This window comes from Mumia flava (assembly GCF_002797495.1).
GTDB lineage: Bacteria > Actinomycetota > Actinomycetes > Propionibacteriales > Nocardioidaceae > Mumia > Mumia flava.
On the sequence record NZ_PGEZ01000002.1, the window covers coordinates 811,652 to 825,487 of the forward strand.

A 13,836-nucleotide genomic window follows, 5' to 3' on the forward strand; every position below is an offset into this window, starting at 1 on the left:
TGGTCCCCGAGCCCTAACGACCCGCCGGCTGCTCCGCGGTCAGGTCCGCGACCAGCACGCCCGGGTCCGCCGCGACCTGCTCCAGGACCGCCAGGTAGCGCTCCACCATCGCATCGGCGCCGGCGGCGTCCAGCGACCCCGCGCGGTAGCGCAGCAGACCGTGCGCGGCCCCCGACACCTCCGCGATCACCACCTCGACGGGAACGGCGCCGCCACCGACCGGCAGCGGGAACTTCTCCACCAGCAAGGATCCGAGCCGGCCGCGGAGGGCGGGAGCGCCCACCTGGGCGAGCGCTGAGAGCTCGGCGTCATGGTGCGGAGGAGCCTGGTTGAGGGTGAACAGCACGTCCGCGAGGTGTCCGCGGCCGCCGAGGCCGTGCCGCTCGCGGAGCAGCGCCGTCGGGTAGTCCTGGTGTTCCAGCGCGCCGACGACCTGCACCCTGACCCGATCCAGCAGCGTGGAGAACCGCTCGTCGTCGGCCACCGTGCTCCGGACGAGCATCGTGCTCGTGCAGCACCCGACCACGTCGGCGAACTCGGCACGAGCCCGGCCCGCCACAGGCGTCCCCACGACGAGGTCACGCTGCCCCGTCGTGCGGTGCAGCGCCGCGACGAACGCGGCCAGCAGCAGCACGTACGTCGTCACGCACTCGGCCGCGGCGCGAGCGCGCAACGCCCGTGTGAGATCGGCGGACAGCGCGAAGGGCGTCGCACCGCCGGGCCCCGACCGAACGACCGGCGGCAGCTGGAGCCGGGGCCACGGCGCGTCCGGGTCGCCGGACAGCTGCGCGAGCAGCCGACTCCCCATGGCTCGCACACGCTGCTCGTCCGCCAGCACCGAGCGCCGCCACGCCGCCACGTCGAGGCTCGTCGCCCGCGGAGGCTCCAGCACGAGGTCCCTTCCGGCGACGGCGGCGCTGTAGAACGCCCCCACCTCGCGCGCGAGGATCGTGCTCGACCAGAAGTCGGTGGCGATGTGGTGGATCCGCACCAGGAGCACGTCGCCGTCCGGGCGCCGGTACAGGTCGAGGCGCAGCGGCGGACTGCCGGCCAGGTCGATCGGGAGGCGCGCGTCGGCATCGAGGCGTCGGGCGAAGGCGGGCTCGTCGAGGGCGCTCGCATCGTGCACCCCGACCCCGACGCGGGCGTCCGGGTGGACGACCTGCACGGGCTCGTCGCCCCGCAGCTCGTAGGTCGTGCGCAGCGCCGGGTGCCGGGCGACGACGGCGTCGACGGCGGCCCGCAGCGCGGCCACGTCGACCGGCTCCAGCAGACGCAAGGCGGTGCCGACCACGAGCTCGGGGCTGTCGGGCTCGAGCTGCTGCATCATCCAGATCTCGCGAGCGCCGTGCGGGAGCGGCGTGTGGTCCCGTTCCCGGGACCCGGCCCGGTCCCGCGGCGGCACCGCGACGACGGACGCCGGCGCGGGCTGGACGCCCGCCTGCGCCACATGCTCGACGACGTCGGCCAGCGTCGCCCCTGCGAGCACCTCGCCGATCGGGAGCGCGACCCCGAGCGCCGCCTGCAGCTCGTGCTGCAGGGTGACGACACCGAGCGAGTCCAACCCCATCGCGAGCAGGGGCACCGCCGGGTCGAGCGCATCGGGCTCGCCGCCGACCAGCTCTGCGACGAGGGTCCGCAGCCGGGGCTCCACGTCCTCGTGCGGGCCGACGGGAGCCACCCCCGACGGGGCGGCCGTGGTCTCGCGCGGCGCTACCTCGGCAAGGTCGCCGGCGAGGTAGCGCGCGCGGCACAGGCTGCGCTGGATCTTGCCGCTGGAGGTCTTCGGGATCGTGGCCGCCGCGATCGGCACGAACGCGTGGACCTGGATCCCGTGGGCCGCTGCTACCGCCTCCCGTACCGTGGCGGCGACCGCGGCGCCGTCCGGCGGCTCGGGCGAGCGACGGACCTCCGCCACGAGGACGAGCCGGTCGTCCCCGTGCACGCCGGGCACCTGGAACGCCGCCGAGCAGCCCGTGCGCAGCGCCGGGTGCGCCTGCTCCGCCGTCAGCTCGATGTCGTGCGGGTAGTGGTTTCGTCCGCGGACGATGACGAGGTCCTTGCGTCGCCCCGTCACCACCAGCTCGCCGTCGCGCAGGAACCCCAGATCACCGGTGCGCAGGTAGCGGGTGGGCGCATCGGGTGCGTCCTCGCCGGCGATTCGGGCGCCGAACACACGCTCGGTCTCGGCGGGGCGGCGCCAGTACCCCCGTGCGACGCTCGGACCCGCCACCCAGATCTCGCCCACCACGCTGTCGGGGCACCGCCGGGCCGTCTGCGGGTCGACGATCGCGATCCGCTGGTCGGGGGCGCCGGCGCCGCAGGAGACGAGCTCGCCCTGCGCGCCCGTCTCGGCGCGGACCCGGGGGGCCGGCGCGCCGGGACGGGAGCCGCTGACGATCAGCGTCGCCTCGGCCAGGCCGTAGCACGGCAGGAACGCCTCCGGCCGGAAGCCGGCAGGGCCGAAGACGTCGACGAACCGGTCCAACGTCGCGGCCCGGATCGGCTCCGCCCCGTTGAACGCCGCCTGCCACGAGCTCAGATCGAGCTCCGCCACGTCCCGCGGGCCCGCACGGCGCGCACACAGCTCGTAGGCGAAGTTCGGTCCCCCGCTGACGGTCGCACCGAGGCGGGAGATCCCCCGCAGCCAGCGCATCGGCTGCTCGAGGAAGTGCAGGGGCGAGATCAGTGTCACCGGACAGCCCGAGTAGAGGGGCTGCAGGAGCCCGCCGATGAGTCCCATGTCGTGGTACGGCGGGAGCCAGATCAACGCCCGGCTGTCGGGATCGGTGCCGAAGTACTCGCGGATCATGCCGAGGTTGTGCAGCAGGTTCGCGTGGGAGACCATCACCCCGCGCGGGGCCGCTGTCGAGCCCGACGTGTACTGCAGGAAGGCGGTCGCCTCCGGATCGACCGTGACCGGATCGCCGGCGACCTGCGGCACCGTGTCGACCGCGAGCCACGCCAGGTCGCGCAGCACCGGCGCCTGCTCACCGAGCGCGTCGACGAATCCGACCAGGTCCGACGTGGTCAGCGCCACCACGGGGTCGGCGTCGCTCACCACCGCGAGCAGCCGCGGCAGCGTGCGCTCGAGCCGGAACGGGTCGGGTGGATACGCCGGCACCGCGACCACGCCGGCGTACAGGCAGCCGAAGAAGGCCGCGAGGTAGTCGAGCCCGGGCACGAGCAGGAGCAGCGCGCGCGAACCGGGCTCGGCGCCTGCGGCGCGCAGCGCGGCGGCGATCGCGCCCGCCCGCTCCTCGACGCCGGCGTAGCTCAGGGACTCCTGCTCGGTCTCCCCGTCGGTCAGGAAGGTGTAGCCGATCGCGCCCGGTCGTTCCCTCGCGCGCTCGCGCAGCAGCTCGGCGACGGTGGCCGGACCTGCGACCTGCTCCTTCGGGACCACGGGTCCGAACCTAGGCACCGCGTCCCGCGGTGTCGCGTCACCGGAACGAGGGGCCGCCGCGGCTCCCCGCCGCCGCCTACCGTGATCGCATGAACGGACGCGAGATCCATCTGGCCTCGCGACCGCTCGGCTGGCCGTCGGAGTCCGACTTCGTCCTCGCCGAGGTCGCGGTCCCCGAGCCCGGCCCCGGCGAGCTGCTGATCCGCAACGAGGTCATGTCCGTCGACCCGTACATGCGTGGGCGGATGAACGAGATCCCGTCGTACGTCACGCCGTTCGAGATCGGGCGCCCGCTGGAGGGCGGCGCGGTCGGCAAGGTCGTCGAGTCCGGCTCGGCCGAGTTCGCGGCGGGCGACGTCGTCCTGCACCAGGCCGGCTGGCGGGAGTACGCGCTCGTCGCCGACGACGCCGCCACGACCGTCGACGTCACGCTGGGACCGGCCTCGGCGTACCTGGGCGTGCTCGGGATGCCGGGCCTGACCGCGTACGCCGGGATCCTCGAGGTCGCCTCGATGGTCCCCGGCGAGGTCGTCCTCGTCTCCGCCGCCGCCGGCGCGGTCGGCAGCGCGGCGGGGCAGATCGCCCGGCTCCGCGGCGCCGCCCGCGTGGTCGGCTCCGCCGGTTCGGCGATGAAGCTGGAGTACCTGCGGAGCATCGGGTTCGACGCCGCGTTCGACTACCGCGACGGTGCGCTGCGTCGATCGCTGCGCCGAGCCGCACCCGACGGAATCGACGTCTACTTCGACAACGTGGGCGGACAGCAGCTCGAGGTCGCGATCGGCGCGCTGCGCCCGCACGGCCGGGTGGCGATGTGCGGGGCGATCTCGATGTACAACGCCGAGGAGCCACCGGCGGCGCCGCGGAACCTGGCGCTGTGCATGGGCAAGCGGCTCACGCTGCGCGGCTTCCTCGCCGGCGACTTCGCGCACCTGCGGGAGACGTTCGTCGCGGAGGCGTCCGCGTGGCTGCGCGCCGGCGAGCTGCACTACCGCGAGACGGTCGTCGACGGCCTCGCCGCCGCACCCGGCGCATTCCTCGACATGATGCGCGGGGGCAACGTGGGCAAGATGCTCGTCCGGCTCTGACGAGGTCCGGCGGAGGATCGGCCGCGTGGCGCGCCGTCGCTCACAGCACCTGGTCGACGTTCGCCAGGCCGGCCGTCAGCTCGGCGCGGGTGCCGCCGAAGCCCAGCCGGACGTGGTTGCGGTAGGCGTCGCCGAAGCAGTCGCCAGGGACCAGGAGCGTTCGGAACTCCTCGGCGAGCGTGCGACACGCAGCCGTCACGTCGTCGACGCCGAGGAGCTCGACCAGGGCGCTGACGCCGCCGGCCGGGGGCGTCAGCCGGACGCGGTCCGGACGCTCGGCGGCCCACGCCAGAAGGAGCTCCCGGTTCGCTCGCGCGTGCTCGCGCTGCATCCCGACGATCCGGTCCGCGCTGCGCACCGCGCGCTCGGCGAAGAACTCGAGCACCGGCGAGACGTAGAGCGCGACGTAGTCACGCAGGTGGGCCATCTGCGCATGGAGCTCCGGTGGCGCGAGGCACCACCCCGTGCGGATGCCGGCGAGCCCGTAGCTCTTCGAGAACGTGCCGAAGGACAGGCTGCGCTCGTAGCGGTCGTGCGGGAGCGGCAGGCCATCGGCGTCGTAGGTGATCTCGCCGAAGGCGTTGTCCCAGACGAGCCAGGCCCCCGCCGGGGCCACGATCTCGATCAGCTCGTCCTGCTGCTCCCGGGTGAGCGAGACGCCCGTCGGGTTGTGCGGGAAGTTGACCACCACCATGCGCGGTCGTCGCGCTGCCACGAGGTCGCGCAGGCGGTCGAGGTCGGGGGCGAAGCCGTCGCCGCACGACAGGTCCCACCGCCGCAGCCGAGCGCCCTGCGCGACCGCGATGTCGTACAGCTGCTGATAGGCCGGGTCCACCACGACGACGTCGTCGCCGGGATGCACCAGGGTCTGCATCACGAGCCAGATCGCCTCACTGGAGCCGTGGGTGACCATCACGCGATCGACGTCGCCACCGGTCCATCGGTCGGCCAGCGCAGCACGCAGACCCGGGCCCCCGAGCGGCTCGCTGTCGTGGAACGGCAGCGCCTTGAGCTCGGACAGATCGAAGTCGGCGACGTCGCACAGCTCGCCGACCGTGAGGTCCCGGACCCCGCTGCTGCCGATGTCGTGATCGACCGCGTGGTAGTAGAGCCTCATCCATTCTTCGAGCTTGGCGAGCGGCAGCTCCATGGTCTCTCCCCTTCCTAGACCGACGACACGACGTCGTCGAGATCGTCGAGGCCGTCGAGGACCCGCTCGGCGTCGATGCCGAAGTCGACGAGGCACGCGATCTCGGTCACGCCGATGTCGGCGAAGCGACGGATCCGCTGCGCGCACTCGGTCTTGCTGCCCACCAGGCCACCGCCCCGCAGCAGGCGAGCCTTGGCCGTCGCGACCATGTCCTCGAGGTCGTCCGGGGCGATGTCGACCGCGTCGTTCTGTCGCTGCAGGTCGAGGTGCCGCCGGATGTAGGCGTCGTACGAGGTGTCGAGCGCGTCCGCGATGGCACCGGCGTCGTCGTTGACGTAGGTGTGCAGCATGAGCCCGACCCGAGGGCTCGGCGTGTGGGGCGACGGCACGAACTCCGATCGGTACAGGGCGATCCTGCGCTCGAGGTCGTCGAACTGCTTGCCGGTGAAGTTCGTGACGATCCCCATGCCCCGCCGTGCCGCATGTCGGAACGTCGCGTCCGACTGTCCCGACAGCCACAGCGGGACGTCGAGGCGCCGCGGGCGCGGGTGCACGCTGATCGGGACCTGCTCGCCGTTGCCGTTGGTGCGCTTCTCGGACTCCCCGTGCCACAGCCGCACGAACTGGTCCATCGCGTCGTCGAAGGTCGCGTGCCGGTCGGCGTACGCCTCGGGCGCCAGCACGAAGTCGTTGGCGTGCCACCCGCTGGAGAACGCGATCTCGGCCCGCCCGGCGGACAGGTTGTCGACCACCGACCACTCCTCCGCGACCCGCACCGGATCGTGCAGCGGCAGCACGACGCTGCCGGCCCGGACGGCTACCCGCTCGGTCGCCATCGCGATCGCCGCGCCCAGCACCGACGGGTTCGGGTACAGCCCCCCGAACACGTTGAAGTGACGTTCCGGCGTCCACAGTCCGCACAGGGAGCTGTCGTCGATGCCACGGGCGACCGCCTTCACCAGCCCGTACCGGTCCTCGGCCCCGCCGTCCGCCTCGGCGTCGGCCGAGAAGAAGAAGACGCTCGCGTCCATCGTCAGCTCCGGCGGCTCATGCGGACTCGGCCCCGACGTCCTCGAGCCGAGCGCTCCGGGGACGCAGATCCGTCCAGCTCGTCTCGATGTAGTCGAGGCACGCCTGACGCGAGTCGGCGTCGTGAACGACGTGCCATCCGGCTGGGACGTCCAGCGCCTGGGGCCACAGCGAGTGCTGCTCCTCGTCGTTCACCAGCACGAGGAAGGTGCCGTCGGGGTCATCGAACGGGTTCATGGCGCCTCGCTGCTCACGTGTCGACAGTGGCGGACGGTGGTGAAACTACCGGCCCCTCGTGGCGGCGCGCTGTCCCGTGAAGCGAGGACACCCGGTCGTCCCCCTCCGCGGGCGACGTCCCCGAATTCGGGGGATGCCCGTGCGGAGGCCCTTCGCGAACGATGGGCGGCAGTACGTGTCCACACAATCCCCTCACCTCGCCCAGCAGGCGGGATCGGACGGTCGACCGGTGCGTAGGTTCACGGTGCTCTGCGCGGGCTACTTCGCCAGCATGACGGGCACGGCGCTGACCGCGTTCGCGCTGACGGTCTGGATCTACCTGGAGACCGGGTCGACGATCCAGTTCGCCTTCGGGTTCGTGCTGTCGCTGCTGCCGGCGATCGTGCTCTCCCCGTTCGCCGGCGCCCTCGTCGACCGGTGGGACCGGCGCACCGTGATGCTCGCCAGCGACATGGTCGGCGTCGGCACGACCGTGACGCTGGCCACGGTGGCCGCGACCGGAGTCCTGCAGCCGTGGCACATCTTCATCACGATCGCCGTCCGCTCGGCGATGGGTGCGTTCCTCGTGCCCGCGCTCAACGCGAGCGTGACGCAGCTCGCCCCGCGCACCCAGCTGGGCCGGGCGAACGGGATGGTGATGACCGCGACCGCGGTGAGCCAGACCGTGGCCCCGGCGCTCGGCGGACTGCTCATCGTCGCGATCGGGCTCCCCGGGATCCTTCTGATCGACTGCCTGACGTTCCTGCTGAACATCGCGATCCTCGTCCAGATCCGCATCCCGCAGCCGGCGCCGGCAGGCGTCAGCGCTGCCGGGCTGCTCGGCGAGATCGGCCAGGGGTGGCGCTACCTCGGCAGGCGCCGGGCCCTTCTCCCGCTGCTCGCCTTCTACGCCGCGCTCAACCTGGCGGTCGGGTTCGTCGACGTCCTGTTCACGCCGCTCGTGATCGGGATGGCGTCGGTGGCGGCGCTCGGTGCGGTGCTGTCCGTGGGCGGCATCGGGATGGTGCTCGGCGGCGTCGCGATGGCCACCTGGGGCGGGCCCCCGAAGCGGATCCACGGCATCGCGGGCCTCGCCGTGCCGCTGGGACTGTTCCTGTGCCTCGGCGCGCTCCGCCCGAACGTCGTGCTCGTCGCGATCGCCGCCTTCGGCTTCCAGTTCTGCTCGATGATCATCGAGGGCACCAGCCGCAGCGTCCTGCAGATGGAGGTCGAGCCGGGCATGCAGGGACGCGCCTTCGCGGCGTTCAACATGGCGACCAACACCGTGCTGTTCACCGGCTACATGCTCGCCGGCCCGGTCTCCGAGCGGATCTTCGATCCTCTGCTGCGCGCCGGCGGACCGCTGACCGACACCGTCGGCACCGTGATCGGCGTCGGTCCGGGACGCGGTTCGGCGTTCCTGATCCTGCTGCTGGGCCTGTTCGTCCTCGTCGTCGCGGCGCTCGGCTACCTCTCGAGCGGCCTGCGGGCGCTGCGCGACGACGCACCGCTGACCGCCCCGACGTCCACGGGCGCTGCGTCGGCCGGACGGCCAGTCGGCGCGGGTACCGCACCCAGCCTCGAGCCGGCCGCCGGCACGTCGTCGGCGGGCCGCTGACCAGGGACGACCAGCACGAACCCCAGCACGAACGACCAGGAGGACCCCGGATGGACACCGACACGGCGACTGTGGCCGACCCCGATCTGCCGGCTCCTCCCTACCCCTACGGCTACGACCCGTTCGACTTCCGGATCCACGACGACCCGTACCCGTTCTACGCCTGGATGCGGGAGCACGCGCCGGTCTACCGCAACGAGCAGCGGGACTTCTGGGCGCTGTCGCGGCACGCCGACGTGCTCGACGCGCTGCGCAGGCCCCAGCGGTTCTCGAACCGGTTCGGGATCTCGCTGGAGCCGGAGCTCTGGGGCCCGCACGCCGTCAACACCAGCTTCTTCCTGGCGATGGATCCGCCCGACCACGGCACCTACCGGACGCTGGTCTCCAGCGCGTTCACCCCACGCCACGTCGTCGCGATGGAGGCGCGGGTCCGCGAGATCACCCGCGACCGGCTCGAGACCCTGCGCGGCCAGCGGCGCTTCGACTTCGCCTCCGACTACGCGGCCGCCCTGCCCAACGACGTGCTGTGCGAGCTGCTCGGCATCCCCGAGTGGGACTGGGACCTGGTGCGGGCCGACACCGACGCGCTGAACGTGCGCGAGGACATGTCGGACGAGCGCGGGCCGACGGCGACAGCGGCCGCGCTGCGGATGGCGCAGTACTTCGTCGACCTCGTCACGGACCTGCGCACGCACCCCGGTGACGACCTCACCTCGAGGCTCGTCACGGCGGAGGTCGACGGCCGGCGGCTGAGCGACTCGGAGATCGTGGGCTTCCTGTTCGTGATGGTGGGCGCGGGCAACGAGTCGACGGGCAAGACGATCGGCAACGCCTGGCACCTCGGGCACCTGCATCCGGACGTGCAGCGGCAGGGCCTGAACGGACGCGCGGACGACTGGGCGAGCGAGAGCCTGCGCTACGACTCCGCGAGCCAGATGGTGGCGCGTCGCCTCACCGAGGACACCGTCGTCCACGGGGTCGAGCTCCCCGCGGGGGCACGGGTGGCCATCCTTCCCGCGTGCGCCAACCGCGATCCTCGGGTGTTCGACGACCCGGAGCGTTTCGACCTGGACCGCGACACCAGCAGGATGATCAGCTTCGGCCACGGCCCCCACCACTGTCTCGGCGCCGCGCTCGCGAAGCTCGAGATCCGGGTCGCGCTCGAGGAGATCGCCGCCCTCGTGTCGTCCTACGAGGTCGACCTCGACCGCGCGCGGCGCGTCCACACCCCCCACCAGCGTGGCTTCGCGGCGCTCCCCTGCGAGGTGACCTGGCGCTGAGTCCGCCGCACCGGCGCGATGATCCCTCCGCCGCGTCAGCTCGCTCGGGCCGTCGCGCCGCATCGCCCGCAGTGGGCGTCCAGGGACCGCTCGATGACGGATGCCAGCACCTCGGGCTGGTCCTGGAGGAAGTAGTGGCGCCCCTCAGGGATCACCGCGAGGTCGACGCTGCTGCCGAACCGGTCCCACTGCCGAACCCCGCGACCGTAGCCGACCGTCAGCGGGTCCGCCGTGCCGGCGATGAACGTGATCGGCGCGGACAGCGGGGCCGGGGGCTCCGAGGGCTCCCGCAGCCAGGGCTCGATGCCCCGCGTCCAGACGTCGGCGAAGTAGCGGCCGCCCTCGACCACGTCGTGCCGGAAGGCCCTCATCACGAAGGCGATCGTCTCGTCGTCGACCTCGGTGCCGAACCCGCCGATGGCCCGCAGATAGCGCACCTCGGCTCGGTCGGCCTCGCCCACACCTATCCGGGTCGTCCCCACCGTGCGCGCACCGACGCGCAGCCACCCGCTCTGCACGAGCCCCGCCAGCACGCGCTGGACCGCCCGCCCGGTGCGGCGCGGCGCGTAGAACGGGTACGAGGCGCCCAGGAACAGCCGCTCGACCGGACGTCCCGCGGCCTCCACCTGCCGGACGACCTCGACGGCGAGCGCGACGCCCGCGCAGTGCCCGTAGACCGCGACCGGGCCCGGAGGCAGCGCGAGCACCGAGGCAGCGCACTCGCCGGCGACGTCGGTCACCGGGTGCAGAGCGGTCTCGCTGCCCGGCTCGTGCCCGGGAAGGGTCACCGCGTGCAGCCCGACGTCGGGCGACAGCTCGCCCGCGAGCGCCCGGTAGGCGATCGCGCTGCCGCCGCCGAACGGCACGCACACGAGGCTCGTCGCGGGCTGCGTCCCGGGCCGCGCCAGGCTCAGCAGCATGCTCGCGTCTGCCGGTGTCTCCAGCGCAGCGGCGAGCGCCCGCACCGTCGGGTGCTCGGTGATCAGCGGCACCGTCGCGCCGTCGATCCGCCGGATCGCGCGGACCGCGTCGAACGACGTCCCGCCGAGTGCGAAGAAGTCGCTCTCGCGGTCGAGCGCACTCACGCCGAGCACCTCCTCGAAGGCGGCGGCGACCGCCTTCTCGCCCGGTGTCACCGGCCCCGCCGGCGAGCGGTCCTCCCCCACCCGGACCACCGGTCGCGGATCGGGCAGCGCCGCGCGATCGAGCTTCCCGTTGTGCGTCAACGGCATCGCTCCGAGGACGGTGACGGTCGCCGGCACCATGTAGCGCGGCAGCCGCTCGGCGAGATGCGCCCGCAGCTGCGCCGACAGCCCCGGTTGATCGTGCACGTCGTCGCCGGCGGTCACGTAGGCCGCGAGCTCGCGGTGCTCGCCGCGCGAACGCACCACCACCACGCCCTCGCGCACGGCGTGGTGCCGCAGCAGCGTCTGCTCGATCTCGCCCGGCTCGATCCGGTAGCCGTTGATCTTCACCTGGTGGTCGACGCGGCCGAGGAACTCCAGCGACCCGTCAGCCAGCCGGAGCACCTTGTCGCCCGTGCGGTAGAGCCGCCCGCCGGGGCCCGCCAGGGGATGCGCGACGAACGTGGAGGCGGTGAGCCCCGGCCGACCCACGTAGCCGGTGGCGAGCTGGACCCCTCCGAGGTACAGCTCGCCCGGGACGGAGCGCGGCGACTCGACCAGCCGACGGTCGAGTACGTGGGCGCGCGTGTTCGCGACCGGTCGACCGATCGGGATCACACCCGGGGGCGCCGTCTCACCGCAGTCCCACCACGTCACGTCGACCGCGGCCTCGGTCGGCCCGTACAGGTTGTGCAACGCCACCTGCGGCAGCCGCCGGGTGAACCGCTCGGCAAGCCCGTGCGGCAGTGCCTCGCCGCTGCAGAGCACACGGCGCAGCGCGGGCAATGACGCCGAACCGGGCTCGTCGACGAAGAGCTCCAGCATCGACGGCACGAAGTGCGCGGTCGTCACCCGTCCGTCCCTCATGATCTCGGCGAGGTACGCGGCGTCCTGGTGCCCGCCGGGGCGCGCCATCACGACGACCGCGCCGGTGATCAGCGGCCAGAAGACCTCCCAGACGGACACGTCGAACCCGAACGGGGTCTTCTGCAGCACCCGGTCGTCCTGAGTGAGCCCGAAGGTGTCCTGCATCCACAGCAGGCGGTTGGCGATCGCGTCGTGCGTGATCGCCACCCCCTTGGGGCGTCCGGTGGAGCCGGAGGTGTAGATGACGTAGGCGAGGTCGGAGCCGTGGCCGGGCGGCGGCGTCCAGGTCGAGGGGGCCGCCCGGACGTCGCGCACGTCGACGATCGTGCCGACGCCGGTCGAGCGGGCGAGCGCCGCTGTGCCCGGCTGTGCGATCACCACCTCGGCCCCGGCGTCGGCCGCCATGAACGACAGCCGCTGCTCCGGCAGCGACGGCTCCAGCGGCAGGTACGCCGCGCCGGCCAGCTGCGTGCCCAGCAGCGCGACCACGAGGTCGACACCGCGCTCGGCGCAGACGCCGACCGTCGCCCCGCGGCGCACACCGGCCTCGCCCAGCCCCGCCGCCACGGCGCTCGCCCGGTCCCACAGCTCAGCGAACCCGAGCACCCCGTCGTCGGCGACGACCGCGGGCGCGTCCGGGGTCCTGTCCACCCACCGCTGCACGAGCGCGGGCAGGCACGCACCGGCGTCGCCCCAGCGGACGAACGCCCCGCGCGCCGCCGGGTCGGGCCGCCGGGCTGGCGCGAGGCTCAACGCGGCACCGCCGGTCCGCGGTACGCGGGTCAGCGTCGTCAGGGCGTTCCGGAAGGCCTCGACGATCTGCTCGACGTCGGAGTCGAGGATCCGGTCGCGGTGGTAGAGCACCCGCAGGCCGGACCCCGCGGTGACGAACACCGTCAGCGGCTCGCTGGTCTTCTCGAAGTCCGTCAGCCCCCGCACCGACAGCGTGTTCGCGTCCGCGGCGTCGCCGAGGTCGACCGGGTAGTTCTCCAGCACGAGGAGGCTGTCGAACAGGCGCTCGGTCGCCGCGACCCCCGTCCAGGCCTTGATCTGCGAGAGCGGGCTGAACTCGTAGCGGCGGGCTGCCGCGTGCTGCGCCTGGACCTCGCGCAGCCACTCCCCCACGTCACGGTCCGCGGGGACCGTCACCTGCAGCGGAAGGCTGTTGACGAAGCTGCCGACCATCCGGTCCACGTGCGGCAGCGCGGCGGGCCGCCCCGAGCAGGCGACCCCGAACCGCACGTCGGGCTCGCCCGTGAACCGCTCCATCACGAGCGCCCACGCCGCCAGCATCAGCGTGCCCTGGGTGACCCGGTGCCGCGCCGCGGTCGCCCGCAGCGCGGCACCCAGCTCGTCACCGAGCGCGAGCCCCTGCTCGTCGATGACGGCGGGCGCGTCCTCCGAGACCGCCGGCCGCAGCAGACCCAGCCCGGTGAACCCGGCCGTGTCGCCGAGCGTCTCGATCCAGTACTGCCGTGCCGCGCCCAGGTCCTGCTGCTGCAGCCACGCGATGTAGTCGCGGTAGTGAGGAGCGGGCGGTGGCGCGGGTGAGCCCGTCGTGATGCTGAGGTAGCGCCCGACGACCTCGCCGATCACCAGGGGCACGGACCACCCGTCGACGGGCAGCATGTGGTGGGTCCACACGACGAGGTGCCGGTCCACGCCGAGCCGCGCGAGGTCGAGGCGCAGCAGCGGTGCGCGAGCCAGGTCGAAGCCCGCGGCGCGCTCGTCCGCGAGCACCTGCTGCGTCCGCTCGTCCTGGTCGCGCTCGTCGAGGGCGGACCAGTCGTGACGGCGCAGGTCGACGTGCACGTCGCCGTGCACGACCTGCAGCGGCGTGTCCAGGCCGTCCCAGTGGAACGACGTCCGCAGGGCAGGATGCTCGGCGACGGTGTGCTGCCACGCGGTCTCGAGCGCCTGCGCGTCGAGCGGCCCGTCGACGGCGAAGCTGTGCTGCGCCAGGTAGGTGTCGGAGTCCCCGCCGTACAGGCTGTGCAGGAGCATGCCCTGCTGCAGCGGGGACAGCTCGTAGACGTCCTCGATATCGCTCGCGGTCATGTC

8 protein-coding genes are annotated in these 13,836 nt (G+C 73.1%); 3 read left to right on the forward strand and 5 right to left on the reverse strand.

What is annotated here, in order from left to right; genetic code table 11:
- Positions 1 to 13 precede the first annotated feature (13 nt).
- Complete coding sequence (locus CLV56_RS17855) at positions 14 to 3,406, reverse strand: AMP-binding protein (protein WP_170224821.1); 3,393 nt, start codon at positions 3,404 to 3,406, stop codon at positions 14 to 16.
- An 89-nt stretch (positions 3,407 to 3,495) separates the two neighbouring features.
- Here CLV56_RS17855 and CLV56_RS17860 point away from each other — a divergent pair, with 89 nt between their 5' ends.
- The gene (locus tag CLV56_RS17860; protein WP_039369065.1) at positions 3,496 to 4,491 is read left to right on the forward strand and encodes an NADP-dependent oxidoreductase; all 996 of its coding nucleotides are present in this window, start codon (positions 3,496 to 3,498) and stop codon (positions 4,489 to 4,491) included.
- A gap of 40 nt (positions 4,492 to 4,531) precedes the next feature.
- Here the strand turns inward: CLV56_RS17860 and vioD are convergent, their stop codons facing one another.
- From vioD to CLV56_RS17875, 3 genes are read right to left on the reverse strand one after another with little or no spacing between them, the layout of a single operon-like run.
- On the reverse strand, positions 4,532 to 5,641 hold the full coding sequence (gene vioD, locus CLV56_RS17865; protein ID WP_039368953.1) for a capreomycidine synthase: 1,110 nt from the start codon (positions 5,639 to 5,641) through the stop codon (positions 4,532 to 4,534).
- Between the two features lie 14 nt (positions 5,642 to 5,655).
- On the reverse strand, positions 5,656 to 6,672 hold the full coding sequence (locus tag CLV56_RS17870; protein ID WP_039368955.1) for a MupA/Atu3671 family FMN-dependent luciferase-like monooxygenase: 1,017 nt from the start codon (positions 6,670 to 6,672) through the stop codon (positions 5,656 to 5,658).
- Between the two features lie 16 nt (positions 6,673 to 6,688).
- Positions 6,689 to 6,907, reverse strand: a complete 219-nt coding sequence (locus CLV56_RS17875; RefSeq protein WP_039368957.1) for an MbtH family protein — start codon at positions 6,905 to 6,907, stop codon at positions 6,689 to 6,691.
- 229 nt (positions 6,908 to 7,136) lie between these two features.
- Here CLV56_RS17875 and CLV56_RS17880 point away from each other — a divergent pair, with 229 nt between their 5' ends.
- Complete coding sequence (locus tag CLV56_RS17880; RefSeq protein ID WP_157805215.1) at positions 7,137 to 8,504, forward strand: MFS transporter; 1,368 nt, start codon at positions 7,137 to 7,139, stop codon at positions 8,502 to 8,504.
- A gap of 50 nt (positions 8,505 to 8,554) precedes the next feature.
- Complete coding sequence (locus tag CLV56_RS17885) at positions 8,555 to 9,784, forward strand: cytochrome P450 (protein WP_039368959.1); 1,230 nt, start codon at positions 8,555 to 8,557, stop codon at positions 9,782 to 9,784.
- 35 nt (positions 9,785 to 9,819) lie between these two features.
- On the opposite strand, the gene CLV56_RS17890 is transcribed toward CLV56_RS17885, so the two are convergent.
- The gene (locus CLV56_RS17890; RefSeq protein ID WP_039368960.1) at positions 9,820 to 13,833 is read right to left on the reverse strand and encodes a non-ribosomal peptide synthetase; all 4,014 of its coding nucleotides are present in this window, start codon (positions 13,831 to 13,833) and stop codon (positions 9,820 to 9,822) included.
- Positions 13,834 to 13,836 lie beyond the last annotated feature (3 nt).